34 protein-coding genes are annotated in these 26,534 nt (G+C 64.5%); 8 read left to right on the top strand and 26 right to left on the bottom strand.

Going from position 1 to position 26,534, the window contains the following annotated elements; all coding sequences use genetic code 11:
• Positions 1-4 precede the first annotated feature (4 nt).
• The 17 genes from FNA67_RS16075 to lgt all read right to left on the bottom strand — a co-directional run bounded on the left by FNA67_RS16075 (position 5) and on the right by lgt (position 12,627).
• On the bottom strand, positions 5-484 hold the full coding sequence (locus tag FNA67_RS16075; protein ID WP_147656904.1) for an SRPBCC family protein: 480 nt from the start codon (positions 482-484) through the stop codon (positions 5-7).
• Positions 485-1,211: 727 nt separating this feature from the next.
• The gene (locus FNA67_RS16070; protein ID WP_147656902.1) at positions 1,212-1,601 is read right to left on the bottom strand and encodes a hypothetical protein; all 390 of its coding nucleotides are present in this window, start codon (positions 1,599-1,601) and stop codon (positions 1,212-1,214) included.
• 26 nt (positions 1,602-1,627) lie between these two features.
• Positions 1,628-2,185 carry a MaoC family dehydratase gene (locus tag FNA67_RS16065; RefSeq protein ID WP_049706111.1) on the bottom strand — a complete coding sequence of 186 codons (558 nt, stop codon included), beginning with the start codon at positions 2,183-2,185 and terminating at the stop codon, positions 1,628-1,630.
• Complete coding sequence (locus FNA67_RS16060) at positions 2,182-2,658, bottom strand: MaoC family dehydratase (protein WP_053167981.1); 477 nt, start codon at positions 2,656-2,658, stop codon at positions 2,182-2,184. Before FNA67_RS16060 ends, FNA67_RS16065 begins: the two co-directional genes overlap by 4 nt.
• Positions 2,659-2,714: 56 nt before the next feature.
• Positions 2,715-3,020, bottom strand: coding sequence for a hypothetical protein (locus FNA67_RS16055; RefSeq protein WP_049706110.1), 306 nt, complete (start codon positions 3,018-3,020; stop codon positions 2,715-2,717).
• Positions 3,021-3,095: 75 nt separating this feature from the next.
• Positions 3,096-3,287 carry a hypothetical protein gene (locus FNA67_RS16050; RefSeq protein ID WP_049706109.1) on the bottom strand — a complete coding sequence of 64 codons (192 nt, stop codon included), beginning with the start codon at positions 3,285-3,287 and terminating at the stop codon, positions 3,096-3,098.
• A 135-nt stretch (positions 3,288-3,422) separates the two neighbouring features.
• Positions 3,423-4,520, bottom strand: a complete 1,098-nt coding sequence (ychF, locus tag FNA67_RS16045; protein ID WP_147656897.1) for a redox-regulated ATPase YchF — start codon at positions 4,518-4,520, stop codon at positions 3,423-3,425.
• A 73-nt stretch (positions 4,521-4,593) separates the two neighbouring features.
• Positions 4,594-5,334 carry an aminoacyl-tRNA hydrolase gene (pth, locus tag FNA67_RS16040; protein WP_147656894.1) on the bottom strand — a complete coding sequence of 247 codons (741 nt, stop codon included), beginning with the start codon at positions 5,332-5,334 and terminating at the stop codon, positions 4,594-4,596.
• A gap of 102 nt (positions 5,335-5,436) precedes the next feature.
• Positions 5,437-6,057 carry a 50S ribosomal protein L25/general stress protein Ctc gene (locus tag FNA67_RS16035; RefSeq protein WP_049706106.1) on the bottom strand — a complete coding sequence of 207 codons (621 nt, stop codon included), beginning with the start codon at positions 6,055-6,057 and terminating at the stop codon, positions 5,437-5,439.
• Between the two features lie 215 nt (positions 6,058-6,272).
• On the bottom strand, positions 6,273-7,517 hold the full coding sequence (locus FNA67_RS16030) for an RNA polymerase sigma factor (RefSeq protein WP_147656893.1): 1,245 nt from the start codon (positions 7,515-7,517) through the stop codon (positions 6,273-6,275).
• A gap of 3 nt (positions 7,518-7,520) precedes the next feature.
• Positions 7,521-7,877 (bottom strand): YciI family protein, encoded by a 357-nt coding sequence (locus FNA67_RS16025; protein WP_147656891.1) that lies wholly within the window; start codon positions 7,875-7,877, stop codon positions 7,521-7,523.
• Positions 7,878-7,966: 89 nt separating this feature from the next.
• Positions 7,967-8,317 carry a YciI family protein gene (locus FNA67_RS16020; protein ID WP_147656889.1) on the bottom strand — a complete coding sequence of 117 codons (351 nt, stop codon included), beginning with the start codon at positions 8,315-8,317 and terminating at the stop codon, positions 7,967-7,969.
• Between the two features lie 120 nt (positions 8,318-8,437).
• Positions 8,438-8,794 (bottom strand): YciI family protein, encoded by a 357-nt coding sequence (locus tag FNA67_RS16015; RefSeq protein WP_049706102.1) that lies wholly within the window; start codon positions 8,792-8,794, stop codon positions 8,438-8,440.
• A 132-nt stretch (positions 8,795-8,926) separates the two neighbouring features.
• Positions 8,927-9,859 (bottom strand): ribose-phosphate pyrophosphokinase, encoded by a 933-nt coding sequence (locus FNA67_RS16010; protein WP_049706101.1) that lies wholly within the window; start codon positions 9,857-9,859, stop codon positions 8,927-8,929.
• Positions 9,860-9,987: 128 nt separating this feature from the next.
• The gene (pgeF, locus tag FNA67_RS16005) at positions 9,988-10,749 is read right to left on the bottom strand and encodes a peptidoglycan editing factor PgeF (RefSeq protein ID WP_147656887.1); all 762 of its coding nucleotides are present in this window, start codon (positions 10,747-10,749) and stop codon (positions 9,988-9,990) included.
• The gene (locus FNA67_RS16000; RefSeq protein ID WP_210246390.1) at positions 10,746-11,825 is read right to left on the bottom strand and encodes a class I SAM-dependent methyltransferase; all 1,080 of its coding nucleotides are present in this window, start codon (positions 11,823-11,825) and stop codon (positions 10,746-10,748) included. The genes pgeF and FNA67_RS16000 overlap by 4 nt, the downstream gene beginning before the upstream one ends.
• Entirely contained in the window at positions 11,815-12,627 is an 813-nt protein-coding gene (lgt, locus tag FNA67_RS15995) for a prolipoprotein diacylglyceryl transferase (RefSeq protein WP_244616368.1), read from the bottom strand. The genes FNA67_RS16000 and lgt overlap by 11 nt, the downstream gene beginning before the upstream one ends.
• Positions 12,628-12,749: 122 nt before the next feature.
• Here lgt and FNA67_RS15990 point away from each other — a divergent pair, with 122 nt between their 5' ends.
• The 6 genes from FNA67_RS15990 (at position 12,750) to FNA67_RS15965 (ending at position 17,274) form a co-directional block, all read left to right on the top strand.
• Positions 12,750-13,010 (top strand): accessory factor UbiK family protein, encoded by a 261-nt coding sequence (locus FNA67_RS15990; protein WP_049706098.1) that lies wholly within the window; start codon positions 12,750-12,752, stop codon positions 13,008-13,010.
• Positions 13,011-13,013: 3 nt separating this feature from the next.
• Positions 13,014-13,736 (top strand): metallophosphoesterase family protein, encoded by a 723-nt coding sequence (locus FNA67_RS15985; protein WP_049706097.1) that lies wholly within the window; start codon positions 13,014-13,016, stop codon positions 13,734-13,736.
• Between the two features lie 335 nt (positions 13,737-14,071).
• Positions 14,072-14,575 carry a type III secretion system chaperone family protein gene (locus FNA67_RS15980; protein ID WP_049706096.1) on the top strand — a complete coding sequence of 168 codons (504 nt, stop codon included), beginning with the start codon at positions 14,072-14,074 and terminating at the stop codon, positions 14,573-14,575.
• Entirely contained in the window at positions 14,572-15,393 is an 822-nt protein-coding gene (gene proC / locus FNA67_RS15975; RefSeq protein WP_174851683.1) for a pyrroline-5-carboxylate reductase, read from the top strand. Before FNA67_RS15980 ends, proC begins: the two co-directional genes overlap by 4 nt.
• Positions 15,386-15,724 carry a tRNA-binding protein gene (locus tag FNA67_RS15970; RefSeq protein ID WP_049706094.1) on the top strand — a complete coding sequence of 113 codons (339 nt, stop codon included), beginning with the start codon at positions 15,386-15,388 and terminating at the stop codon, positions 15,722-15,724. Before proC ends, FNA67_RS15970 begins: the two co-directional genes overlap by 8 nt.
• Positions 15,725-15,849: 125 nt before the next feature.
• On the top strand, positions 15,850-17,274 hold the full coding sequence (locus FNA67_RS15965) for a sensor domain-containing diguanylate cyclase (protein WP_147658220.1): 1,425 nt from the start codon (positions 15,850-15,852) through the stop codon (positions 17,272-17,274).
• On the opposite strand, the gene FNA67_RS15960 is transcribed toward FNA67_RS15965, so the two are convergent.
• Positions 17,271-17,786, bottom strand: coding sequence for a MarR family winged helix-turn-helix transcriptional regulator (locus tag FNA67_RS15960; protein WP_049706092.1), 516 nt, complete (start codon positions 17,784-17,786; stop codon positions 17,271-17,273). The two genes, FNA67_RS15965 and FNA67_RS15960, sit on opposite strands and share 4 nt — an antisense overlap.
• Before the next feature lie 141 nt (positions 17,787-17,927).
• Here FNA67_RS15960 and FNA67_RS15955 point away from each other — a divergent pair, with 141 nt between their 5' ends.
• Positions 17,928-18,815, top strand: a complete 888-nt coding sequence (locus FNA67_RS15955; protein ID WP_147656883.1) for a branched-chain amino acid aminotransferase — start codon at positions 17,928-17,930, stop codon at positions 18,813-18,815.
• Positions 18,816-18,853: 38 nt separating this feature from the next.
• On the opposite strand, the gene FNA67_RS15950 is transcribed toward FNA67_RS15955, so the two are convergent.
• From FNA67_RS15950 to FNA67_RS15915, 8 genes are all read right to left on the bottom strand, one after another.
• Positions 18,854-19,279, bottom strand: a complete 426-nt coding sequence (locus FNA67_RS15950; protein WP_147656881.1) for a VOC family protein — start codon at positions 19,277-19,279, stop codon at positions 18,854-18,856.
• Between the two features lies 1 nt (position 19,280).
• Positions 19,281-19,727, bottom strand: coding sequence for a molybdenum cofactor biosynthesis protein MoaE (locus FNA67_RS15945; RefSeq protein ID WP_147656878.1), 447 nt, complete (start codon positions 19,725-19,727; stop codon positions 19,281-19,283).
• Between the two features lie 2 nt (positions 19,728-19,729).
• Positions 19,730-19,981, bottom strand: a complete 252-nt coding sequence (moaD, locus tag FNA67_RS15940; protein WP_049706088.1) for a molybdopterin converting factor subunit 1 — start codon at positions 19,979-19,981, stop codon at positions 19,730-19,732.
• 2 nt (positions 19,982-19,983) lie between these two features.
• Positions 19,984-20,577 carry a CDP-diacylglycerol--glycerol-3-phosphate 3-phosphatidyltransferase gene (gene pgsA, locus FNA67_RS15935; RefSeq protein ID WP_308499088.1) on the bottom strand — a complete coding sequence of 198 codons (594 nt, stop codon included), beginning with the start codon at positions 20,575-20,577 and terminating at the stop codon, positions 19,984-19,986.
• A gap of 204 nt (positions 20,578-20,781) precedes the next feature.
• Entirely contained in the window at positions 20,782-21,855 is a 1,074-nt protein-coding gene (locus tag FNA67_RS15930; RefSeq protein WP_147656876.1) for a 3-deoxy-7-phosphoheptulonate synthase, read from the bottom strand.
• Between the two features lie 307 nt (positions 21,856-22,162).
• Positions 22,163-24,046: an excinuclease ABC subunit UvrC gene (gene uvrC, locus FNA67_RS15925; protein WP_147656874.1), complete on the bottom strand. Its 1,884-nt coding sequence runs from the start codon at positions 24,044-24,046 to the stop codon at positions 22,163-22,165.
• Between the two features lie 9 nt (positions 24,047-24,055).
• On the bottom strand, positions 24,056-24,829 hold the full coding sequence (locus FNA67_RS15920; protein ID WP_147656872.1) for an SDR family oxidoreductase: 774 nt from the start codon (positions 24,827-24,829) through the stop codon (positions 24,056-24,058).
• A gap of 87 nt (positions 24,830-24,916) precedes the next feature.
• Positions 24,917-25,966: a DUF1176 domain-containing protein gene (locus FNA67_RS15915; protein WP_147656870.1), complete on the bottom strand. Its 1,050-nt coding sequence runs from the start codon at positions 25,964-25,966 to the stop codon at positions 24,917-24,919.
• 187 nt (positions 25,967-26,153) lie between these two features.
• Between FNA67_RS15915 and FNA67_RS15910 the strand changes: the two genes are divergently transcribed.
• Positions 26,154-26,480 carry a hypothetical protein gene (locus tag FNA67_RS15910; protein ID WP_049706082.1) on the top strand — a complete coding sequence of 109 codons (327 nt, stop codon included), beginning with the start codon at positions 26,154-26,156 and terminating at the stop codon, positions 26,478-26,480.
• Positions 26,481-26,534 lie beyond the last annotated feature (54 nt).

The raw sequence follows: 26,534 nt of genomic DNA, 5'->3' as shown, positions 1-26,534 counted from the left end.
GTTCTTACTGGACGGCTTCGGCCATGGCCTCATCGAGCCGGTCGTAGCTCAGGCCCATGCCATCGGTCATGCCGGTGCTCATGGCGCCGTCGCGTGCCGCGCGGCTTTGGAACCTGAAGACATAGGTCAGCGTCGTCATGGCGCCGTCCTCGAGGAGGGTGAGGGTGCATAGGCTCTCGCCCTCGAATCCTTCCATGTTCTCGGTATGGACGATCCGCGTCGGCTCGACGATTTCCCTATAGGTGCCCGTGGTCCCGAACTGGGTGCCATCGGCGTCGTTGCGCCAGACATAGCGATAGCCGCCTCCAATCCGCAGGTCGATCTCGCAAACCGGCATGCTCCATCCCGGCGGCCCCAGCAACCAGCGCCGCACATGTTCGGGCCTGGTATGAAAATCAAACACCAGTCGCGCCGGCGCCTCGAATACGCGCGTCACGGCAAGCTCGGTGTCCGACGGCAAGCTCACGTCCACTGACTTTCCCATGGCTCCTCTCCCGTGTATAACGAAAAGGTTATGGAATGAGGTGAGGAGAGTCAAGGGTGACGTGGTCCGGGTGGAAGACACCCCCACCGCCCCAACCCCATCGCCTCCCTCCCCCCTGTGGGGAGGGATGGAGGGTGGGGGTGGCAAGAGACACCGAGGGTGAAGTTTACCCCCACCCTTGTTCCCTCCCCACAAAGGGGGAGGGAGACCTGCTGGCTAATACGTCGCCCCAAGCGCGCTCACGTATCCCCGAGATCTCCCACCAGCCCAACTGGACCCCGGCCTGCGCCGGGAAGTCGGCGGACAGAGCGCGTGCCACCCCAATCTCAACAAAGCGCCAAAAAACTTATCCCCGCACACCACCCCTCCCGCATACTTTCTCCATCCCTCCGCCAACGGCGAGGCACGGTACGCGGTGCTGCGGCGGCTGGCGTCAGGACTGGGGACGTGAGGAGCTCACGCGTCCCTTGCCCTGCCGCCAGGATCTGGGAGTTGGGGGAAGTCCGGGGGCGCCTGGGCTTACGGCCTAAGTGTGACGTGACCGGCCCGGAGTGCGCTCGCGGGCAACTTGCGTGGACGGGCTTGTAGAAACCCCAAACGCTCAAGGGGCGAGGCGATGCCTCGCATTACCGCTAGCATCCATAGACTTGAGGCAAACCTCGCCCCGAGCCGCCAATGAACCACCCCGCAACCGACCGGAGCGATCCGAGCCGGCGTGTCGGTGCGCCTACTGTGCGACGGGGGTAGTGCCCTGGGGCGGAGCCACGAGGCCGGAATTCTGGAGGGTAGTGCAGACCATGACGATGGCGTTGGCATTCTCGATGGTCATCGAGGGGGCGCCTTCGCCCACCAGCAGCCGGCCGACCTGGATGCCCAGTTCGGTGACTAGGGGGCCGTCGGTGAAGGTGACGCCATCCGAATAACCCTGCACGGCGCCCACGCCTGAGCTCTTGTCGCCATAGACCGCCGAGGCGAAGCCGTACGAGCCATTGTAGATGGTGAGCACGCCTGCCTTCTGGTCGCCCGCCATGCAATACCAGTTGCCCTGGAAGACCTGCGCGAAGGCGCTGCCCGAAAGGGCGGTGAGGAAGGCAGCGGAGAGGGCGATGAGGCGCAAGGCAGCGGGTTCCGGATTGAGGCGACTCAGGATGAGCGCGCCAGCAGTTTGTTCAAGCCGGGCACGCGGGTCAACGCCATCGCGAGCTTGAGACGCAGCGGCATCCGGTAGTCTCGCAACTTGTTGAAGCCCACCAGTTCGGCGTCGTAGACGAGTTCGCCGTCCTGGTTGACCGCGGTCAGGTGGTTGAACAGCAGGCCCCAGCCGGGAATGGAATTGGAGGCGCGCTTGTCGGTGACGACCAGGGTATAGGTCACGGTGTCGCCGGGGCGGACGGGGGCCTTGAACGCCATCTTGTTGACGCCGGGAGAGGGGCCGGAAACACCCGGCTCCTGGCCCATGCCGCGCAGGCGCTCCTCCTCGGCGAAGAGGGCATCCACCATTTTGCGGTGTCCGACCGAAACCGTGTGCCAGCCGCTGGCGACCAGGCCGCCGAAATGGCTGTGCCGGGCCGCTTCGGGATCGGTGTGGAAATATTGGGGATCGTAGAGCTTGCCGAAGCGGATGATCTCCTCTTCGGTGAAGGTGTGCTCGCCGAGCGGGAAGGGCTCGTCGATGGTGATGTCCTCGAACCAGCGGGTCACAGCGGCGCCTCGGGGTTGCGCAGTTCCACCAGGTTGGCAAGTTGCATGGTCATTACCGGCTCGCCCTTCTGGTTGCGGATATCGAGCATGAGTTCCATCACGCCCCATTGCGGGTGGTGGTGGGAGCGGTGCAGCTTCGAAACCGTGGCGGTGCCCGAAATGGTGTCGCCGGCCATGAAGGGCTTGCGCCACTTGAGGTTGGAAAAGCCCAGGCCGCCCGCTGCCGCGATGGTCGAGAGGAAGCTGTCCACAAGCATGCGCAGGCTCAGCGCGCCGGTCTGCCAGCCGCTCGAGGCGAGGCCGCCGAGAAGCGAGGCCTTGGCCGCCGCCTCGTCGAGATGGAAGGGCAGGGGATCGAACTCGCGGGCGAAGGTGAAGATCATGTCGCGGGTCAGGTTGACCTGGCCGAGCGTGATCACCTCGCCTTCCGCAAGGTCCTCGAAATGCCGTCTGTTGGCGGTGACAGGATTCATGATGCCGGGAGGTATAGCCGCCCGCCACGCGAATGCGAACCCCGATTCAGCGCCGTTCAGGCGCTGGGCGGGTACTCGATCACCGCTTCACCGGACACCGGGTCGGTCAGGCCCAGGCCGCTGCCCTGGTCCTCGAGCGTGGAGCGAACCTTGTCGAGCATGCCGATCATGGCCGGACGCGCCGCCACGATGCGCTCGAAGTTCTCCCATATCCCGATGAAGCAATAGGTGCGATCGCCCGTCTTGATCAAGGCGCCGCCCTCAAACCCCTGGAACGGCGCCGTGTCGGCCCTCTGGCCGTCGATGAACGCCTGTTCCATGCCCGGTTTCACCCGGAAACGCACGACATTGTACGCATGCATGATGCCCTCCCTGTCTTGCGAGAGGGCATGATACACCCGGCATCGGGATGCGGTCAGGTCAAAAAGCGAGGGGGATCAGCGCCCGTTGAGGGCGAGGAACGCGTCTACCAGGTTGCGGGCGCGGGCCAGGGCAGCGTCGGCGCCGGCTTCGAGCGGGGTCGTCTGCTGCTGGGAGAATGCCTTGCCGGTGGCGATCCGGGTAATCCTGGCGGCCCAATGGTCGCCGGAGGTGAGGGTGATGTCAAAACCCTTGTACTGGGTGTTCATGTCTGGTCTCCGTCAGTCCTCCTCCCTTGCCGCGCATTCGCGCTTGGCTGCGAAATCGCCCCAAACCGGGGCGATTTCAAGGTTCGAGCCGGCCACAGCGGGAATTTCCGCTATGCGCCAAAAGCAGGGAAAGGCTTAGGTGTTGAACTTGAACAGCATTACGTCGCCGTCCTTGACCACATATTCCTTGCCTTCGTCGCGCGCCTTGCCGGCTTCCTTGGCCGGCACTTCCCCCCCCAGGGTCACGTAGTCGTCGAAGGCGATGGTCTGGGCGCGGATGAAGCCACGCTCGAAGTCCGAGTGGATGACGCCGGCGGCCTGCGGGGCCTTGTCGCCCTTGTGGATGGTCCAGGCGCGCGCTTCCTTGGGGCCGGCGGTGAAATAGGTCTGCAGGCCGAGGAGGTCGTAGGCCTCGCGGATGAGCCGGTTGAGACCGGGCTCTTCCAGGCCGAGCGATTCCAGGTATTCCCGCTGCTCGGCATCGGGCAGCTGGGAGAGCTGGCTCTCGATCTCGGCCGAGATGATGATGACGGCGGCATTGTGCGTCTTGGCGTAGTCCTCGACGCGCTGGGTCATGGCGTTGCCGGTGGCGGCCGAGCCTTCGTCGACGTTGCAGACGAAAAGCGCCGGCTTGCTGGTGAGGAGCTGGAGCTCGGTGAAAGCTTTCTCTTCCTCGGCAGAGCGCTCGACCAGCCGCGCCGACTTGCCCTCGCGCAGCAGGGCCAGCGAGCGGTTGATGAGGTCGACGGTGAGCTTGGCCTCCTTGTCGCCGCCCTTGGCCTTCTTCTCGAGGCCCGGCAGGCGCTTCTCGAGGCTTTCCAGGTCCGCGAGCATCAGCTCGGTCTCGACCACTTCGGCGTCGGCGATGGGGTCGATCTTGTTGGCGACGTGGATGACGTTGCCGTCCTCGAAGCAGCGCAGCACATAGGCGATGGCGTCGCACTCGCGGATGTTGGCCAGGAACTGGTTGCCCAGGCCCTCGCCCTTGCTGGCGCCCTTCACCAGGCCCGCGATGTCCACGAAGCTCATGCGGGCCGGAATGGTCTGCTGCGACTTGGCGACCGCTGCCAGCTTCTCGAGCCGGGCATCGGGAATGGCCACTTCGCCGACATTGGGCTCGATGGTGCAGAACGGAAAATTCGCAGCCTGCGCCGCGGCGGTGCGCGTCAGGGCGTTAAAGAGCGTCGATTTGCCGACATTGGGCAGACCGACAATGCCCATTTTCAGTCCCATGGAAGTCTCCGAAACAATTTAGTCCCCGACATCGTGCGGATAGCGCATGATGTCAATCCGGGGAAGGAAAGGGTCAGGCGTCGTCCTTGCCGAACAGCTTCTTGAGCATGGCGGCCATCGGTCCGGTTTCGGGAACCTTGGCCGAGGGCTGCTTGGGGCGGGCGGCGCGGATATGGCTCTGCGCCTTGGGCGCGGGTTTTTCCGACTGGGCTTTTCGCGCCGGCGAGTGCGGGCCCGATTCCCCGCCCTTGCCGTTGGCGATGGCCAGCTTGTTCATGAAGCCGTTGTCGTCCTTGCGCACCAGCAGCCCGGCGCTGTCGGCGATGGCCTCGAGCAGGGGATCGAGCCAGGCGGCGTCGGCCTTGGCGAAGTCGCCGAGGACGTAGTGCATCACCGCGTCCTTGGAGCCGGGATGGCCGATGCCCAGCCGCACGCGGCGGTAATTGGGGCCGATCTGCGGATCGATGGAGCGGATGCCGTTGTGGCCGCCGCTGCCGCCGCCGATCTTGACGCGGACCTTGCCGGGAGCGAGGTCGAGTTCGTCATAGAGCACCGACACGTCCTCGGGGGCGATCTTGTAGAATTTGGTCGCCTGAACCACCGAATCGCCCGAGCGGTTCATGAAGGTCTGCGGCTTGAGGATCAGGGCCTTGTTGCCCTCGATCGTGCCCTCGGCGATGAGGCCGTTGAACTTCTGCCGGAACGGCCCGAAATTGTGCCGGCGCGCGATCTCGTCCACGGCCAGGAAGCCGATGTTGTGGCGATTTCTCTCATATTGCGCGCCCGGATTGCCCAGGCCGACAAGAAGATGCATTTCGGTCTCCGAAATGAAAGAGGCGACCCTTGGGGCCGCCTCGATTATTCTAGCACGTTCGCGTCCGAAAAACGGCTGGCGGTTTCCGGAGCGCGGGCGGGCTTACTCCTTGGCAGCTTCTTCAGCGGCCGGAGCGGCATCTTCCTCGGAGCGCAGGGCGGACGGGGCAACGATCGAGGCGATCGTCAGGTCCTGCTCATGGCTGTGGTCCGAAGCACCCTTGGGGAGCTTGATCGAGGAGATGTGGATGATGTCGCCGATTTCCAGGCCGGTGAGGTCGACAACGACTTCTTCCGGAATGTTGTTGGCGTCAACGGTCAGGTCGAGCGTGTGGTGCGAGATGTTGAGCGTACCACCACGCTTGAGGCCGGGCGAAGCGTCTTCGTTGATGAAACGGACGTGCACCTGGACGTTCAGCTTGGCATTGGCACCGACGCGCAGGAAGTCGACGTGGAGCGCGAAGTCGCGGACCGGGTCGAGCTGGTAATCCTTGGGGATCACCTTGTGCTTGGTGCCATCGACGTCGAGCGTGATGACGTGCGAGAGGAAGCCGCCGGCATAGATGCGCTTCATCGCTTCCTTGTAGGAAATCGCGATCGCCTCGGGGGACTTCTTGTCGCCGTAGATAACTGCAGGGATAAGGCCCTCACGACGCAGTGCACGAGCGGCCCCCTTGCCCACCCGGGTCCGCGCCTGAGCCTTGAGCTCGGTAGCATCAGCCATGGAATGTTCCATTCTGGGTTGGTGTGCGCCATGAACCTTCATAGCACACGCGCCCATCCTCCAGGGGTGACAGGCGCTTCATGGCGGCGGGATATAGAGGAAAGCCGGGATATCGGCAAGTAGGCGGTGCGCGAGAACGATCTGCACTCGCTGCACGTCCCCGGCCTGATCCGGGGAGGCGTGATTTGCGGCGTGCGGCGCCTGGGCGAACCATCTCACCCGTTTCGCAGGGCGGCAATCCGGTCATTGAGATAGTGCCGCACTGCCGGATCCGCCGACAGGCCGCTCGCCAGCGTCCAGGCCTCGAACGCCGCCTCCCTATTGCCCGCAAGGGCGTTGAGATGGCCGAGGGCGGCCCAATAGGGCTGGTAGTCGGCCATGCGCTTGTCGGCGGCTATTGCCGCAATGTCCTCCAGCGCGGCGATCGGGCCTTCCACTTCGGCCCGCGCCACGGCGCGGTTGAGCGCCACCACGGGCGAGCCGGTCAGGCTGAGCAGATGATCGTAGAGCGAAATCACCACCGGCCAGGTCGGGGCGCCGCGCAGGCGGCGGGCGGCGTGGGCGGACTGGATTGCCGCTTCGATCTGGTAGCGCCCGCTCGGTCCGCCGGCATTGGCCTGGCGCAGGAGGTTTTCGGCGAGGTCGATCTGCCAGTCGTCCCAGAGAGCGGTGTTCTGCTCCTCGAGCGGCACATAGGCGCCGGTCGGGGAGCGTCGGGCCCGGCGGCGGGCTTCGGTATAGAGCATCAGCGCCAGCATACCCTTGGCTTCGGGCTCTTCGGGCATGAGCGTGACCACGAGCTGGCCCAGCCAGATGGCCTCCTCGGCCATTTGCGCCGAGCCGGTCTCCCCGATCTCGCCCCAACCCTTGGCATAGGCGGCGTAGATCGCCTCGAGCACCGCGTCGAGCCGCCCGGGCAGTTCTTCGCGATCGGGCACGCGGAAGGGAATTCCCGCTTCCTTGATCCGGGTCTTGGCGCGCACCAGGCGCTGGCCCATCGTGGCTGGCGGAATGAGGAAGGCGGCAGCGATGTCCTGGGCGGTGAGGCCGAGGATGGTCTGGAGGATCAGCGGCGCCCGCATGCCGGGCTCGATGGCGGGGTGGGCGCAGGTGAACATCAGCGCCAGGCGTCTGTCGGGTATCTCATCGGGCGTTTCCATGGCGGCTTCGATCTCGTCGGCGATGAGCTTGAGGTGGGTTTCGCCGGCCGTGCGCGTCTGGCGGCGGCGGACGGCATCGGTCTGGCGGCGCCGCGCCACCGTCAGCAGCCAGGCGTCGGGGTTGGAAGGTACGCCATCCTCCGGCCACATGCGCAGGGCCGTAGCGAAGGCTTCGGCCAACGCATCTTCGGCGCCGGCGACGTCGCGCGTGCGGGCTGCCAGAAAGGCAACGAGGCGACCATAGCTTTCGCGTGCCACGCGCTCGGCGGCGCGGCGCGCTTCGTTGCCCATCTGGTTCATGGTTCAGTTGCCCGTCAGTTCCCAGATCGGGCGGACTTCCACCGTGCCGTTCTGGGCGGCGGGGCAGCGGGCGGCCCAGGCCACGGCCTGGTCGAGGTCGGGTGCTTCGATCATGTAGAAGCCGCCGAACTGTTCCTTGGTGTCGGCATAGGGGCCGTCCAGCACTTCGGTCCGCCCATCTGCGACACGCACGCTCGCGGCGGTGTCGGTGAACTGCAGGCGCTCGCCCGAGAGCAGCACGCCGGCCTTCCTCATGGCCTCGTTGAAGGCGGCGTAGTCGCTCGACATGGCGGTAACGTTGGCCTGGGAGCTGGACTTGTAGATGTTTTCGTCCTGGTGGATCAGCAGCATGTAGCGCATCTGGATATTCCCTTGAGTGGCCGGAGCACCGTGCCCCGATGTTACAATGTCGGGGCAGTGGGGGCCATTTCGACCGCGCCGTCGAAATTCTAGGAAAAACTCGCGAGCTGGCGGACTTCGATCTTGCCCCAGGTCGCTGCCGGACATTTGGCTGCCCATTGGAGCGCCTCTTCCATGTTGGACGCCTCGATGATGTAGTAGCCGCCGAACTGCTCGCGGGTCTCGGCGTAGGGGCCGTCGTGCACCTGCAACTCGCCGTTATCGAGGTGGAGGGTCTTGGCCTGCGTGGTGGGGGTGAGGGGCGCGGTTTCGACGAAGGCGCCGGCCTTGGTCAGGGCGTCCTGGTAGGCATGCATGGTCTGCATGAAGCCGCGCATGTCCTCGGGGCTGATCCTGGAGCCCGCGACTTCGTCGGCATAGAGCATGAGCAGGTATTTCATCGGTCTCTCCTCGCATATCGGCGCGGGCACCATAGCCCGTCACGACAATGTCGCGCGAGGGAGGCCGATTTCGACAGGCGGGCGGAATAACCCGCCGCGCCTGCCGGGGTTTGGAAGGGGTCAGCCCTGCCCGGCCGGAGGCTGCCAGAAGGGGCGGATCTCGATCGAGCCGTAGCGCACGCCAGGGCAGGATTTGGCGAACTCGATGGCTGCGTCGAGGTCGGCGACATCGAGCATGAAATAGCCGGCGAACTGTTCCTTGGTGTCGGCATAGGGGCCGTCGAGGATCTCGGTGCGGCCCTTGATGCCGCGGACGGTGGTCGCGGCGCGGCTCGGCTGGAGGCGTTCGCCCGGATTGCCTGCCTTGGCCAGCGCTTCGTTGAAGGCGCCCCAGGCGGCCCCGAACTGCTGCATTTCTTCAGGCGTCGCCTGTGCCAGCGCAGCTTCGTCGTAGTGGATGAGGCACATGAATCGCATCGTCTATCTCCAATGGTGTTGTCCGGAACACCGTGTCCCGATGCTACATTGACGGGGAGGCAGACACGATTTCGACTTTTGCGCGAAAAAAGTTGCCGGGGACGGGAAGGCGTCCCCGGAACGCGCGCGAAATCAGTCGAGCAGGCTCGAGACGCTCTGCTCGGAAGCGGTGCGCGCGATGGCCTCGCCCATGAGCGGGGCGATCGAGATGCGGCGGATGTTCTTGGCGGCCTTGACGGCATCGGTGGCCATGATCGAGTCGCTGATCACCAGTTCCTTGAGCCGGGAGGCGGCGATGCGCTCGGCGGCGCCCTCGGAGAGCACGCCGTGGCTGATATAGGCCGAGACCTCGGTGGCGCCTGCCTTGAGCAGGGCTTCGGCCGCATTGACCAGCGTGCCGCCGGAATCGACGATATCGTCGACCAGGATGCAGGCGTGCCCGGACACGTCGCCGATGATGTTCATGACCTCGGAGACGCCGGCGCGGGGACGGCGCTTGTCGACGATGGCGAGATCGGCGCCGATGCGCTGCGCGGTGGCGCGGGCCCGGGCCACGCCGCCGACGTCGGGCGAGACGATCATCACGTTGCCATTGGTGTAGTTTTCCTGGATGTCGCGGACCATGACCGGCGCGCCATAGAGGTTATCGGTAGGGATGTCGAAGAAGCCCTGGATCTGGGCGGCATGCAGGTCCAGCGTGATGACGCGGTTGACGCCGGCCTCGGTGATGAGGTTGGCGACCAGCTTGGCCGAGATGGGGGTGCGCGAAGCGGACTTGCGGTCCTGGCGGGCGTAGCCGAAATAGGGGATCACCGCCGTGATGCGGCGCGCCGAGGAGCGGCGCAGGGCATCGGTCAGGATCAGCAGTTCCATCAGGTTGTCGTTGGCGGGGAACGAGGTGGACTGCAAAATGAAAACGTCCTCACCGCGGACGTTTTCATGGATCTCGACAAAGACTTCCTTGTCGGCAAATCGCTTGACCGTGCAGTCGGTCAGCGGCAGTTCGAGGTAGCTGGAGACATCCTCGGCCAGCGCCCGGTTGGAGTTGCCCGTGACCAGTTTCATAGCGCCACCCTGTTGCTTTTGATGCCTTCGGCGCCGGACTCCCGCAGCCCCGCGCCTCGCTCGCGGGCACCCTTAGCGCGGGGCGTCACCGCGCGCAACTTCCCAGTTAGTCGCAGAACCAATGATCGTTAGAAGAGTCCTATCACCGACATCTGGCGCCCGGCCTTCGTGCCCTGGTGGGTGGCATAGCGGTGCGAGAAATATAGGTCGGGGTGGGCATAGGTGCATTGGCCGGCCGCATCGACCTCGACCCCGGCGGCCAAGAGCCGTGCACGGACGAAGCCGGGGAGATCGAAATGCTCCTTGCCGCCCGGCGGGGTAAAGACATGCACGCCCGCTTCGCTGTTGCGGGCGAGGAGGTTGGCGGCAAACTGCGGACCCACTTCATAATTGGGGCCGGAGATGGTGGGGCCGATGGCGGCCACGATGCGCTTCCGGTCGGCGCCGAGCGCCTCCATGGCGGCGATGGTGTTTTCGGCGATGCCGTCCACCGCGCCCTGCCAGCCGGCATGGGCGATGCCGACGACCCCGGCCTTTTCGTCCGCGAAGGCAATCGGGGTGCAGTCGGCGGTGAGAATGCCGAGAAGAAGCCCGCGCTGGTCGGTGACGAGCGCGTCGGCGTCGGGGCGGGCTTGAAGATCGGGGTCGCCGGTCAGCGTCACCACGCGGTTCGAGTGCGTCTGGGTCAGCGTCGCCAGCCGCTCGAACCCGAGGGCTTCGCGGATGGCGGCCCGATTGGCCGCCACGAGGGCCAGATCGTCGCCGCCATTCTCGGAGGCGTTGAGCGAGGCGAAGTCACCGGTCGAGCTACCGCCGTTCCGACCGAAGAAGCCGTGGCGGATGCCTCTAAGCGCGGCGAGCGCCGCGCTGGTTTCGAAGGGCGCGGTCACCGGCCGACCCCGACCGGGCTGATGCCGGGGCTGGCCGCGACGAAGACCTTGAAGAGGTCTCCCATCTGGTCGGGCGCGATCAGGCGCTTTAGGGCCGCCTCGATGGCGTCCATCTCGCCGGGGTTGGCGCGGGCGAGCGCGGCGGCGCGTTCCCCGATGCCGATGCGCTTGAGGAAAAGCCCCTGGGGCGTCAGCGGCTGCACGACGAGCCCCGCCTTGGTTGCGACCTTGCCCAGCGCATCGAAATCGACATGGGCGGAGAGGTCTGCCTCGCCGGGTGCTTCGAGCGGGTCGGCATAGGCGTGCCGGGCGACGGCCTGGAGCGTCTCGCCCGTCTGGGTGCGCCCATAACCGTAGTCGATGGCCAGGATTGCTCCGCCCTGCGCGGCGATCTTCTCGGCGAGGGTGGCCATCACTTCGCCGGCAGCGATGCCGGCCTCGTAGATCGAGCCGGGCGGGGCATCGCGCACTTCCTCGGGCAGCACCTCGGCGGGGATGGGCGTGGGTGAGAGGCCGAAGGCGCGCTTGCCGTCGCGGAGGCCGATCTGGCGCTCGTGCCAGGCGTCCTCGCCGCGCACGAACTGGCGGATGGGCAGGGCATCGAAGAATTCGTTGGCGACGACCAGCAGGGGATCGTCGCTCAGGGCGCCGATTTCGTCGGCCCAATAGGGCAGGTACTGCGCCAGGCGCTTTTCCTGCTCGGCCTTGAGGACTGGGTTGGTCTCGAAAAGCTGCAGGTGGGCCGCATTGGCGAAACCTTCGGCGCGCTGGGCGACGCGCATGACGTCGCTCATGAGCGTGCCGCGGCCGGGGCCCAGTTCGAGCAGGGTGAACGAGCGCGGCTCTTTCATCTGCTGCCAGAGGTTGACGAGGAAGAAGCCGACGAGCTCGCCGAACATCTGGCTGACCTCGGGCGCCGTGATGAAGTCGCCCTTGGCGCCGAGCGGATCGGCACCCTTGTAGTAGCCGAGGCGTGGATGGGTCAGGCTCAGGCCCATGTAGGTGGCAACCGACATCGGCCCGTTGGTGCGGATCTGCAGGTCGATCAGTTCGCCCAGGCTCAGGTCAACGGCCATTGGAACGCCTCATCGCGTAGACGATCATTGCGATGCCGGCCAACAGGGTCGGCAGGCTGAGCACCTGGCCCATGGTCAGCCAGCCGCCATAGAGATAGCCGATCTGGACATCGGGCAGCCGCACGAACTCGACAAGAATGCGCGAAAGCGAATAGCCGACGCCGAAAATGCCCGCGACGAGGCCGGGACGGCGCAGGCCATAGGCCACGTGGGTGACGTAGCGGATGACCAGAAAGAGCACGATGCCTTCGAGCGCGGCTTCATAGAGCTGGCTCGGATGACGCGGAATGTCCCCGCCATTGGGAAAGACCACGCCCCAGGGCAGGTCCGTCGGCGCGCCGAAGAGCTCGCCATTGATGAAGTTGGCGATGCGGCCGAGGAAGAGCCCGATGGTGCCGACCGCGGCGACGAGGTCGAGCCCGGAAAGCGGGTTGCCGCCCTTCGAGCGGGTGAAGAGCACAATGGCGACCATGATGCCGATAAGGCCGCCGTGAAACGACATGCCGCCGTCCCAGAGCGCGAACACTTCGGCGGGGTCCGCCGCGTAATAGGAAAGGTTGTAGAACAGCACATAGCCGATGCGGCCGCCCAGGATGATGCCGATGACGGCCCAGAACGCGAAATCCATCAGTTCGCCGGGCTGGAACGGGGGCGAATTGTCTTTCCAGAGCGAACGGCGCTTGAGCAGGGACATGCCGTAGAGCACGCCGAGTGCGACGCCCGCCAGGTAGGCCAGCGCATACCAGCGAACGGCGAATGGGCCGATGGCGAAGGCGATCGGATCGATGTTGGGAAACGGCAAATCGGGGCTCCCGCAGAGATTGGCTGGACCATGCAGGCCATGCCTGCTCTGGTCAAGCCGGTCGCGACAGCCTAAATAGGGGCGACTGCCGCTTGTCGGCAAGCACTTGAAGGACATAGGCGATGAACCAGGGCAGCAGGATTTTCGACGATCTCGGACGATTGATGAACGAGGCGGCGGGCGTTGCCGATGGCGTGCGCCGCGAGGTGGAGACCGGGGTGAAGGCCCAGGCCCAGCGCTTCATCGCCGACATGGATCTGGTCAAGCGCGAGGACTTCGATGCGCTGCGCGAACTGGTGCAGGTGCAGAGCGAAGAAATCGCGGCGCTCCGCAAGGAACTCGCCGATCTCAAGCCGGCTCCCCGCAGCAAGAAGGCCGACTAGTCCTTGCGGCTCGCGGTCGTCTCGGACATTCACGGCAACAGTTTCGCCCTCGAAGCTGTGCTTGAGGACATTGCGCGCCAGGGCGTGGACGCGACGGTCAATCTCGGCGACACGCTGAGCGGGCCGATCGATCCGCGCCGCACGGGCGACCTGCTGCTCGAGATGAACGCGGCCACCGTGCGCGGCAACCATGATCGCTATCTGGTCGAAACTGGCGTCTTCGAACTCGGAGCGGTCGATCGCTTCGCGCTCGCCCAGCTCGATCCGCGCCACGTGGTGTGGCTGGAAAGCCTGCCGGCCACGAGAGTGGTCGAGGGCGAGGTGTTTCTCTGCCACGGCACGCCGCGCGACGATAACGCCGTCTGGCTCGACAACTTCTGGACTGCCCGCAGCACCACCTTGCCCGACGAAGCCAGCGTGACCGCGAAGGCCGAGGGCTTCGACTATCCGGTCCTCCTGTGCGGCCACACGCATCTGGAACGCTCGGTGCGCCTGCGCGACGGACGCATGGTGGTCAACCCGGGCAGCGTCGGGCTGCAGACCGTCCACGGTTCGCCCGATGCACGCTATGCCATCGTCGAAAAGCGCGATGGCAAATGGTCGGTGACGCAGCGCGTGCTGGGTTACGATCACGAGGCGGCGGCGCGGCGCGCCGAAGAGAACGGCTTCCCGCATTGGCGCGAAGCGCTGACCACCGGCTGGGGCGGGCCGGAAGGGCTCTTCTAGGGCGACACCCGTTGCCTCCGACGGCCGGGCGGCCCTGATCCGTTCGGCCTAGACCGATTTGTTATCGTTCAAATGTGCCAAAAAAGGCCAGAATAACTGGGGTCCGAGCGGGTCCCGTTAAGAACTTGTTAACAATAACGGTCTGATCATCCACAGAAGAAAGCCGTCTCGGTGCCCGCTGAAAGTGCCCGGAATCAACCGTGCAGTGTAGGTTGAAATCACAGGACGATTCGTAGGCTTTCCATGCGTGCGGCAGTTCATTTTGTAAGTTGCGTACCCCGCCGGGTGTTTGCCGGCCGGCCCATCCACGCGTTGCCAATGCAGGACTAATTTCCATGTCTCTTCTGCTGCAGATCGAACCGGACCGTACAGTCCACCCGGTCGATATCATCGAGCACATCGCGGCAATCAACGATTGGAACTTCGAGCGCCAGGACGCCGACGAAATCTCTATTTCGGTCCGGGGCGGGTGGAGCGACTACCACGTTTCGTTCAACTGGATGGAGGATCTGGAGTCGTTGCACATCGCTTCGGCCTTCGATCTGAAGGTTCCCGAGGCACGGCGCAGCGAGGTCAAGCAGTTGATCGCGCTGGTCAATGAGCAGCTCTGGATCGGCCATTTCGACATCTGGAGCAAGGAAGGGGTCGTGCTCTTCCGCAACTCGCACCTGCTCACGGGCGGGGCGGAAGTCTCGCCGCAGCAATGCGAAGCGCTGCTGCGCTCGGCGACCGATTCCTGCGACCTCTACTATCAGGCATTCCAGTTCGTCGTCTGGGCAGGTAAAAGTGCTTCCGAGGCCTTGAGCCACGTCATGTTCGAGACAGTCGGGGAAGCGTGAGTCTACAAACTATCGGTCCTGTCGTCCTTGCCGGTGCCGGCAAGATGGGCTTGGCACTGGCGCGCGGCTGGCTGGCCGCGGGCCTGGAGCCCAAAAACCTGGTGCTCGTCGATCCCAATCCGGGCGAGCATACGATCACCTTCGCGGTAAAGACCGGCGCCAGCCTGGTGCCCAATGCCGGCGGCATCGCGCCCGCCGTGCTGGTGCTTGCCGTAAAGCCCCAGATCATCGGCGAAGTGATGGCGCAATTGCGCCCGGTCGTCGGCGCGCAGACGCTGGTCGTCTCGATTGCGGCGGGCATTTCGATTGCGCAGATCGCTACAGGGCTCGGCACTGACCGGGTCGTGCGTACGATGCCCAATACGCCCGCCCAGATCGGCAAGGGTGTGACCGGCGCCGTGGCGGGGTCGGATGTCGGTGCAGATGACCGGCAGACCGCCAACGCGCTGCTCAAGGCGGCGGGGCAGGTAACCTGGTTCGACGATGAAACCGCGCTGGACGCTGTCACCGCCGTTTCCGGCTCGGGCCCGGCTTATGTCTTCAACCTCGTCGAGGCGCTGGCCGCCGCCGGGGTGGCGCAGGGGCTGCCCGAGGAGCAGGCGATGATGCTGGCGCGCCAGACCGTGATCGGTGCTGCCTATCTGCTCGAGGCCGAGCCCACTATTTCCGCCGGGACGCTGCGCGAGAACGTGACCTCGCCAAAGGGGACGACCGCGGCGGCGCTCGAAGTGCTTATGGGCGCCGAAGGGTTCGGACCGCTGCTCGATCGCGCCGTCACCGCGGCGCGCAAGCGCAGCGAGGAGCTTGGCCGTGGCTGAGATCACTTACGAGGATTTTCTCAAGGTCGATATCCGCAGCGGTACTGTCATCGAGGCGCGGCCGTTCCCGGAGGCCCGCAAGCCGGCGATCATTCTCGTCATCGACTTCGGGCCGGAAATCGGCATCAAGAAATCCTCGGCGCAGATCACGACGCATTACACGCCCGAAGGACTTGTCGGGCGCCAGGTCATGGCGGTGGTCAATTTTCCGCCACGACAAATCGGTCCACTGCGCAGCGAGGTCCTTACGCTTGGTTTCGAAGACGGGGATGGGGCTATCGTGCTTGCGGCAATGGAGCGCAGCGTTCCAAACGGCCAAAAGCTGCTTTAGCGCCGGATTTAACCCGATCACAATGATAATGCCGGAAAGGTGGGGACTTCGGTAGCAGCGCATATTCGGCGGCCCGGGAGGTCGACGTGAGTGATAGTAGTACGACCTTTGATGTCTCCCAGGCGATGTTCGAGCTGGCCCCGGTCTCCCTCTGGTTGGAAGACTATAGCGAACTCAAGGCCTTGTTCGAACAATGGCGCGCCGCAGGCATCGCGGATCTGCGCGAGTTGTTCAAGGCCGATCCCTCCCGCGTTCACGAATGCGCCGACAAGATCAAGATCCTGGCGGTCAACGGCAAGACCCACAGCCTCTTCGAATCGCGCAGCCTCGAACACCTGATCGACAATCTCGGCGCTGTATTCCGCGACGACATGATGGAGACCCATGGCGAGGAGATGATCCAGCTCTGGGAAGGTCGGCACGAGTTCGCCAACGTATCGGTCAACTACAGCCTCAACGGTCGGCGCATCGACATCCAGATGACTGGCCGCATCCTGCCCGGGCACGAAGAGAGCTGGAGCCGGGTGCTGGTCGCGATCGAGGACGTGACCGAGCGCGAGACGGCGCGCCGGAGCCTGGCGCTGAGCGCGCGCTATGCCGAAGGCCTGTTCACGCATTCGCCCGTGTCGCTCTGGGTCGAGGACTTTTCGGCCATTCGCCAGCTGCTCGAAGACGTGCGGTTCCAGGGGATCACCGATTTCCGGGTGTTCACCGACGTGCATCCCGAGTTCGTCGAGCGCTGCATGAGCGAAATCCGCGTGCTCGACGTCAACCAGGCCACGCTCGACCTCTTCGGGGCCAAGACCAAGGACGAGCTTCTCAAGCATCAGGACAGCATCTTCCGCGACGACATGCTGCCCCATTTCCGCGAGCAGTTGATCGACCTGTGGAATGGCAGGCTGTTCCAGCGGCGCGAGGTGATCAACTATTCGCTCTCGGGCGAAGAGGTCCACGTCCTGCTGCAGTTCTCCGTGCTGCCCGGCCATGAAGGCGACTGGTCGCTGGTGCAGGTGGCGCTCACCGATATCACTGCCCGCAAGAAGGCCGAGGCGTATCTCGAATTCCTCGGCAAGCACGACGTGCTGACCAAGCTCTATAACCGCTCCTTCTTCGTGGACGAGCTCAACCGCATCGACCGGAAGGCCGTGATGCCGATTTCGGTGATCATGGTGGATGTGAACGGGCTCAAGGCTGCGAACGATCTCTGGGGGCATGCCGCGGGCGATGGCCTGCTGCGCCGGGCGGGTGAGGTGCTGGGCAAGGCCGTCGAGAAGCCGGCGTGCGCGTCGCGTATCGGGGGCGATGAGTTTGCGCTGCTGCTGCCGGGCGTCGACGAAAAGGGCGCAGAGGCCGTTGCGACCAATCTCGAAAAGCTCGTGTTGCTGAACAACCAGTTCTATCCCGGCCTGCCGCTGAATTTGGCAGTCGGGCGGGCGACACGGTTTCCCGAAGAACCGATCGAGGAAACCATCAAGCGCGCCGACCTGCAGATGTACCGGTCCAAGAAGGACTATTACGACGCCGAGCCCACGCGCCGCCGAATGAGCTAGAGGCTGTCCGTCAGGTGCAGGCGCGTCAGCAGCGGCCGGTCGCCGGTTTCGACCATGCCGACGAAGAACTTGAGGATCATCGTCCGGGCCTCCGCCGGAAGAGGGGCGAGCGCCGCCTCGATGCGGCTGGCCTGGGTCGCGGAAAGTGTTTCAAAGAATTCACGCCCCTTTGCGGTGGGGTAAAGTAGGCGCTGGCGTCGATCGGAGGGGCCGGTGCGCTGCTCGACATAGCCGTTATCGATCAGCTGGCGCAGCACCCGGGCGAGGCTTTGTTTGGTGATCTTGAGAACGTCCAGGATGGTGGCGACCGGAAGGCCGGGCTTGAGATTGACGAAATAGAGCACCCGATGGTGGGCGCGGCCAAATCCCTGGCGCTCGAGGAGGGCATCGGCGTCACGGACGAAGTCCCGATAGGCGAAGAAAAACAGGCCCATGACATCAAGCGGCAGGTCCGCGGCCGCTACCGACGAATTTATGTCAGCCTTGTTGACATTTATTTTGTCGGGTGCCATTGTTTCTCCATCAGTTCCGCCAATGTTTCTTATCCCAAAGCCGTTCCAATTTGCCAAGGGCTTAGGGCTGATGCATGATCGGGACAACTGGATTTTGCGGCCATGCGAGGGCCGCGAATGGGAAGAGATTTGGAGTTGGAAATGGCGTTGCCGATGGACCAGCGTGATGGCTGGATTTGGTTCGACGGTGAACTCAAGCCCTGGAAAGAAGCCAAGATTCACGTGCTGACGCACGGGCTGCACTATGCAAGCTGCGTGTTCGAAGGCCAGCGCGCCTATGGCGGCGAAGTGTTCAAGCTGCGCGAGCACACCGATCGACTGATCGCCTCGGGCAAGACGCTGGACTTCGACATCCCCTATAGCGCCGATGAGATCGATGCGGCCTGCCGCAAGGTGCTCGAAGCCAACAACCTGGTGGACGCCTACATGCGCCCGGTCGCCTGGCGCGGTTCGGAAGAGCTGAGCGTTCCCGGTCGCCCGAACACCGTGCATCTGGCGATCGCCGCCTGGGTTTGGCCGAGCTATTTCTCTATGGAAGAGAAGCTCAAGGGCATCCGCCTACAGTGGAGCAAGTGGAAGCGCCCGAGCCCGGAGACCATTCCGTACAAGGCCAAGGCCGCCGGTCTTTACATGATCTGCACCCTCTCCAAGGACGCGGCGATGGCCGACGGTTACGCCGACGCCCTGATGCTGGACTATCGCGGCTACGTCGCCGAGGCGACCGGCGCGAACGCCTTCTTTATCAAGGGCAAGGAAATCACGACGCCGACGCCCGATTGCTTCCTTGACGGCATTACTCGCCGCACCGTGATCGGCCTGGCCAAGGCCAACGGCTTCACCGTGACCGAGCGGCACATCATGCCGGACGAACTGGCGAATTTCGATGAGTGCTTCCTCACCGGAACTGCGGCCGAGGTGACCCCGGTTTCCGAGGTCGGCGATTTCAAGTTCACGCCTGGCGAAGCCTCGCGCACGCTGATCGCGGCCTATTCGGCCGCTGTGCAGCCCAAGCGGGCCGCGGCAGAATAAGTTCTGCCTCGAGCCAAGAGTTTTGAGGGGGCCGTCGGTCAGTAGACCGGCGGCCCTTTCAGTTCGAGCTTGTTGCCGAACGGGTCGAGCACATAGAACGAGTTGCCCATGCCGCGGGCGCCGCCATGAAGGGCTTCCTCGACGATTTCAACGTCGTGCGCCTTGAGATGGGCCCGCATGGCGTCGTGATCGAAGGGGCTCAGCGCGATGCAGACATGGTCGAGATTGCGGCCGCCCTCGACGGGCGGGCGAGCCCACTTGCCCTCGGGCTTGGTATAGTCCTGGAGCACGATGAGGGCGTTGCCACACCAGACCTGCTCCATGCCGAACTGTGGGTATGAGAAGCCGGGCTGACAGCCCAGGACCTCCTGGTAAAACCGCATGGCGATCTCCATGTCGGTGACGAGCAGAACCACGTGATCGAGCCCGACAAGGGAGAAGGGTGGTCTGGACGTCTCGTTCATGTCACTCCCATCGCGCCTTGGCGGCGTCGTCCTGCGACTTGGCATCCACCCAGCGTGTGCCGTCGGGCGTTTCTTCCTGCTTCCAGAACGGAGCGTCGGTCTTGAGGTAGTCCATCAGGAATTCGGCGCCCTGGAAGGCGGCCTCGCGATGGGGGGCCAGCGCCATGACCTGGACGATTGGTTCACCGGGCCGAAGGGTACCATAGCGGTGGATGACCTTCGCCCGGATGAGACCAAAGCGCACCACGGCCTGCTCGATCATCGCCGTGACCTGGTTGATGGCGAGTTCGGGGTAGCATTCGAGTATCAACGCGCCGATCGGATCTTCCGGCTGCGAGCGGACGAGCCCGGTGAAGGTCACGGCGGCTCCCGCGCCAGCGTTGGCCAGCAGGAAGGCGTTGGTTTCCGCTCCGGGGTCGAACGGCTCGGTCTGGATGGAAACCGCCATGGTCAGCCGCCGGTCATGGGAGGGAAGAGCGCGACGGTGTCGTTGGCGGCGATGGGCGCGTTGTGGTCGACCATGCGGGCGTTGACCGCCGCCTTGATGAGCTTGCGGTTGGCGAAGGCCAGGTCGGCCGCTTCGTCATTGGCGGCGAGCCAGGCAATGAGGTCGCCTACGGTCTTGACCTCGGCAGGCGGCGTGACGGTTTCCTCGCCCTTGTTGAGGCGCTCGCGCAGCCAGGCGAAATAGAGAACCTTCATGGTCAATTGCCTTTCAGTGTCGGCCAGGCGCCGCGGAAGTAGTCGTAGCCGGTCCACACGGTGAGGATGCCGGCGACCCACAGCAGGATCTGGGCCGGGATAGCGATGCCGGCAATGAGGGGCACCAGCAGGAGCGCGCCGATGGCGATGAGCTGGGCAGTGGTCTTCCATTTGGCGAGCCTGGTCACGTGCACGACGATGCCCTTGTCGCCCATGAATTCGCGCAGGCCCGAGACGAAGATTTCACGCAGCATGATGGCGATGGCCGGAATAAGGTCCCATGGCCCCAGCGTACCGTCCCAGGCGAAGGCGATGATCAGGGCGCCGATCAGGAGCTTGTCGGCGATGGGATCGAGCATGCGTCCGAGCGCTGAGGACTGGTTCCACTTGCGCGCCAGATAACCATCGAAGAAGTCGCTGACGGCCGCCGCGACATAGAGGACGAACGCGGCCCAGCGCAGGTCCGGGTACCCGGAAATCGTCAGGTAGACGATGACCGGAATGGCGATGATGCGACCGTAGGTCAGCAAGTTTGGCAGGGAGGTGAGATTGCTCGACATGGCCGCGAGGGAACAGGGATTGTTGCGTCGGGTCAAGCGGATATCGGGGGTGTGAAGCTCGGATGGAAGTGCTTCGTCCCGGATTGCGCGTTGGGGTTTAGCTTGCTCCGGTGACGCGTGGCCTGCCCCACCCTCAATCCCTCCCCACAAGGGGGAGGGAGGAGATGGGGTTGGGTCATGCCAGCATGTCTCCCTCCCCCGTGGGAGGGAACAAGGGTGGGGATCCGAAAATGTCCTGCGTCAGGCCACTTCCTGCTTGCTGACCTGCCGGCGGGTTTCGGTGGCCTTGGCCAGGCGTTCGAGCACGGTGACGGTCGTTTCCCAATCGATGCAACCGTCGGTGATCGATTGACCGTAGGTCAGCGGCTTGCCGGGCACGAGGTCCTGGCGACCGGCGACGAGGTTGGACTCGACCATCACGCCCATGATCCGGTTGTCCCCAGCCTCGAGCTGGCGGGCGACGTCCTCCATGACCAGCGGCTGGTTCTCCGGCTTCTTGGAGCTGTTGGCATGGCTCGCATCGATCATGATCGCCGGGCGGATGCCGGCCTTGAGCGACTCCGCGGCCGCCGCTTCGACGCTGGCGGCGTCGTAGTTGGTCGCCTTGCCGCCACGCAGGATGATGTGGCAGTCCTCGTTGCCGGTGGTGGTGGCGATGGCCGAACGACCATCCTTGGTCACGGCCAGGAAGTGGTGGGGCTGGGTGGCGGATTTGACCGCGTCGAGGGCGATGCGGACATTGCCGTCCGTGCCGTTCTTGAAGCCGACCGGGCAGGAGAGCCCGGAGGCCAGTTCTCGGTGGACCTGGCTTTCCGTGGTGCGCGCGCCGATGGCACCCCAGGCGACGAGGTCGGCAAAATACTGCGGGGTGGTCATGTCGAGGAATTCACAGCCGGCCGGGAGGCCCATGTCGTTGATCTCGAGCAGCAGGTTGCGGGCGCGGCGCAGGCCCTTGTCGATCTGGAAGCTGCCATCTAGATCGGGGTCGTTGATGAGGCCCTTCCAGCCAACGGTGGTGCGGGGCTTCTCGAAGTAGACGCGCATGACGATCTCGAGAGAGCCGGCCAGGCGCTGGCGCAGTTCCCACAGGCGCGCCGCATAGTCGAGCGCGGCTTCCGGATCGTGGATCGAGCAGGGGCCGATGACGACGGCGAGACGGTCGTCGCGGCCGGCCAGGATATTGTGAAGGGCGAGGCGCGAGCCCGTGACGGTGCGGGTGGCGCCTTCGGTGCGCGGGTACTCCCGGATCACTTCTGCCGGAGTGCTCAGTTCGCGCAATTCCCTGATGCGCAGGTCGTCGGTGGATTTCAACATCGGTCGGTTCCTTTGATGGACCTCCCGGCGACAAAAAAGCCGCCAGGAAGCTGGCGGCTGTCGGGTAACTCGTTTGCTTTGCGTCTACTTAGACCAAGCGCGACCCTCCGTCCGCCAGCGGCATCGGATAGCTAAAGTACCAAAAATAGGCGACCGGGCGGATGAGGTTCATGACTGCTGTATAGCGCGGGTTGGCGGGAGAGGGAATAGGTTTTGTTAAGGCGGAGCGCCGAGGCTCCGAGCGTGCTGCCACCCCCTCCCTCCCTCCCCACAACGGAGGGAGGGAGGCGGGAGCCTCATTCGCAACTCATTCGGTCCGGTTAAAGTGGTCGTAGATGGTCTGAGCCATCTGGGTCGAAATGCCGGGGATCGCCTCAAGGTCGGCGAGGGCGGCGCGGCTGACGGCCTTGGCGGAGCCGAAGTGGTTGAGGAGGGCGCGCTTTCGCGTCGGGCCGATGCCTTCGATCTCGTCGAGCGGATTCTTGACCACGTCCTTCTTGCGCCGGGCGCGATGCGTGCCGATGGCGAAGCGGTGGGCTTCGTCGCGCAGGCGCTGGACGTAGTAGAGGACAGGGTCGCGGTGCGGCAGCATGAAGGGCTCGCGGCCTTCCATGTGGAATTTTTCGCGCCCTGCATCACGTTCCTCGCCCTTGGCGATGCCGATGAAGGTCACTTCCTTGGGAAGATTAAGGCCGGCGATGACTTCACGCACGGCATTGAGCTGGCCGGCGCCGCCGTCGATGAAGACGACATCGGGCCAGTCGGGCATGCCGGTGGCCTCGTCCTCTGCATCTTCCTCGCTCTCGGCGGCGAGGCGCGAGAAGCGCCGCGTCAGGACCTCGCGCATCATCCCGAAGTCGTCGCCCGGAGCGATGTCCTTGGATTTGATGTTGAACGTGCGGTAGTGCTTCTTGGAGAAGCCTTCCTCGCCCGCCACGATCATCCCGCCCACAGCGTTGGTGCCCGAGATGTGGGAGTTGTCGTAAACCTCGATGCGGCGTGGGGCATCGTCCAGCCCGAAGAGTTCGGCCACGCCCTCGAGGAGCGTGCGCTGTGTCGCGCCTTCGGCGAGCTGGCGGCTGAGGGCCTCACGCGCGTTGTTGAGGGCGTAGTTGACCAGGTCGCGCTTCTCGCCGCGCTGGGGCGTCTGGATGTAGACACGCGAACCGGCGCGGGTGGAGAGGGCTTCCTCGATCAGTTCGCGTTCGGCCGGTTCGTGGCTGGTCAGCACCAGGCGCGGCGGCGTGCGGGTATCGTAGAACTGGGTGATGAAGGCCTCGAGTACTTCGCTTTCGCTCAGGCTGGCGTCGGCGCGCGGCCGGAAGGCGTGATTGCCCCAGTTCTGGTAGGAACGGAAAAAGAAGACCTGGACGCAGAACTGGCCCGCCTCCTGGGCGACGGCGAAGATGTCGGCTTCCTCGACGCTGTTGGACGTGATGTCGCCCTGGCTCTGTATGAGGGCGAGGGCGCTCAGGCGATCGCGCAGCAAGGCAGCGCGCTCGAAATCGAGCGCCTCGGCCGCGGCGTTCATTTCGTTCGACAGGCGAGACTGCACCGCCTTGGACTTGCCCTCGAGGAAGTCCTTGGCCTCTTCGACGAGAACCCCGTAGTCGGCCAGCGAGATTTCGCGCGTGCAGGGGGCCGAGCAGCGCTTGATCTGGAATTGCAGGCAGGGCCGGGTGCGGGCCGCATAGAAGCTGGCCGAGCAATTGCGCAGTAGGAACGCCTTCTGCAGCGACGTGATGGTGCGCCGCACGGCGCCGGCCGAGGCAAAGGGGCCGAAATAATGTCCCGGACGTCGGCGCGTGCCGCGATGGAGCAAGACCTCGGGCGCCTCGTGATCGGTGGCGATCAGAATGTACGGAAAACTCTTGTCGTCACGCAGCGCCACGTTGAAGCGGGGGCGCAGGCGCTTGATGAGGTTGGCTTCGAGGAGAAGCGCCTCGGCTTCCGTCTCGGTGCGCACGAACTCCATAGTGTGGGTGGCGGCAATCATCCGCTGGGTGCGGACGGGCAGGCCTTCGGGGCGCGTGTAGTTGGTCACGCGCGACTTGAGGCTGCGCGCCTTGCCCACATAGATGACTTCGCCTTCCGTATCGAGCATGCGGTAGACGCCCGGCGCGGAAGGCAGGGTCTTGACGAAGGCCTTGATGACCTCGGGACCGGTTTGCTTGGGTTGTTCGTCGTTCATGATCGGGTTCTAGACCCTAGGAGTCTTGGCGCGCGAGGGCCGATATTCAAGATGCTTGCCCCCATCGAGCGCGAGCATTTGACCGGTAATCGCGGCCGATTTGAGCAGAAACAGTACGGCCTCGGCAATTTCGTCTGGTGAGGCCGAGCGTTCGAGGATGGAGGCCGCCACCGAGCTGGCGAAGGCTTCCTCGGACTGGCGCTTGTGCGGGAGGATCGGACCGGGGCCAATGGCATTGACCCGGATAGCAGGCGCCAGCGACTGGGCGAGGGTGCGCGTCATGTCCCACAGCGCGGCCTTGGAGAGCGTATAGCTGAAATAGGCCGGCGAGAGGTGAAGCACGCGCTCGTCGATGATGTTGACGATATTGCCCGCGACGCCTTGGGGAAGCTGGGCGGCGAAGTCACGCGACAGGAAGGCCGGTGCCTCCAGGTGTACCGCCATGTGCCGGTCCCAAAGCTCTTCGGTAAGATCGTTGATGCTGTCGGGATCAAAGAGCGAGGCGTTGTTGATCAGGACGGTCAGCGGACCGAAGACCGAAGCGGCGCGCGAAATAAGCTCGCGGCGCTCCGAGCGCACGCAGAGATCGGCCTGCACGGCCGCCGCGACTCCCCCATCCGCGACAATGGAGGCCACGACCGCCTCGGCATCGGCCAGGGAGGAGCGGAAGTGCACGATCACCTGGTGTCCGTCGGCTGCGAGCGCCCTGGCCAGGGTGGCCCCGATGCGATCGGCAGCGCCGGTGACGAGGGCTACACGGCGGTTTGAGGTTTGATTCGACATGAGAATGCTTGCTGACTTTGCGCGGACCATAGGCCGGTAGGACCCTGCCGGGCAATGTCGCACGCTCAGGAGAAGCGTGGGTAAGTATTACTTACCGCTCATCGTTGCCGCGTCATAGACGAGCGGGAAGTCCCCTGGGTCTCCGTCCTCTCTGATGTCGTCCTCGCACTGGCGGTAGTTGAACGTTGTCAGGGCGAAGCCGAAATCGGTCCAGGTCCACGTGCCTGAACTGCCGCAATCCCCGGCACCACGGGACTTGGCGTAGCTGTTCATGGTGCGGGTGGCCTCGTCGTAGCTGGCATTGACCAGGTAGGAGGAGGCGACCATGCCCATGTGCGGGTAGAAGGCCGGGAAATACTGCGCTTCTATTCCCTCTGACCCTGACATGACGAAAACCTTGGAGCCGAAATTGTAGGCGCCGCTCCAGCAGGGGAGGACGTAAAGCGTGTGCTCAGCGTCGATCCTGCCAACCTGGAAGTCGCGGCCATTGGCCAGGGTTTCGAGCGGTTCGCACTCCGGATCGGCGCGCAGGCGATCGAGCAGCGCGGCCGGTATCTCGATGGGCTCGGATTGGCTCGACCCGGCAGGCGTGAGGCCGTAAGGCGGGGCAGAGGCGACACGCTCGGAGCCGAGCCGCTTCTGCTGTTCGTCGATCCAGATCAGGGCTGCTGCAAGACCACTCAGCGAGAAAGCCACGGTGTGAGGGGCTTCGGCCCTGTCGCTGAACGCGATCGAGACCTGACTGCCGGGCACCATGCGGTCGAGCACGGCCTGCGCCCCGTCGCCGAGGAGGAAGAAGTCGTTGGCTTCGGCATAGGCCCCAATCTGCTCGAAGCCCGAGAAAGGCTGGGCAACGCCATCGACCGTGACGGTGAAGTCGTTCCACTCGTCAGCCATGGTCGCCACGGTCTTGAAGGAAATTTCCCAGTAGCTGCGCTCGGCATGGCGGCCGACACGCAGGACATAGTCGGCGTCAGTGCCGTTGGCACGAGGATTCGCGAGGGCGAAGGCGGAGCAGTATCCATCGTCGCGGCACGCCGTCATCCAGTCCTTGAAGGCGCGCTGCGCGCCTTCCTCCTGCGCCAAGGCGGGAGCGGTCATGGAAAGGAGGAGCAAGACGAGAGTAAGCAGTCGCATGTGCAAGCCCTGTTTGCGGTGGCGAACGATAGCAGTTGTTGCGGAAGCCAAAAACCAAAGAATCTCAGGTACTATTGGGTATTTACCAGTTGTTTAGGCTCTTCCTCGGCGCAGGCATTGTCGCTAAGCTTCCCGTGCGAGGCGGGGCCGAGCGGCTCCGTTATTTCGGACCTCTTGGGGACGTAAAATGGAAGCAATTGTAGCGATTATTGTTCAGCTGCTCGGTGGAGGCATCGGCGGCAACGTTGTCGGCGGAGTTGCCAAGAATTTGAGTCTGGGCACGACCGGCAACTCGATCGCCGGGGCCATCGGCGGTCTGGTTCTGACCTGGCTGGCGGGACGCATTCCCGGGTTGGATGCGTTGGTCGGCGCTGCGACGGATGCCGCGGCGGCGGGCGGCGCCCCGGCGGGCCTGGATATCGGGGCGCTGGCCGGTCAAGGCGTCACGAGCCTTATCGGCGGGGGCGTGCTCACGGTGATTGCCGGCGCCATCAAGAACGCAACGGCCAAGTAGGACTTCCAGTTTTTCCATTTCATGATAAGCCCCGGGCCGGAGTGGCCCGGGGTA

The organism is Youhaiella tibetensis (assembly GCF_008000755.1).
Lineage (GTDB): Bacteria > Pseudomonadota > Alphaproteobacteria > Rhizobiales > Devosiaceae > Paradevosia > Paradevosia tibetensis.
The sequence above is the reverse complement of the archived record's forward strand: the minus strand, read 5'-3'. Positions and strand labels throughout refer to the sequence as shown.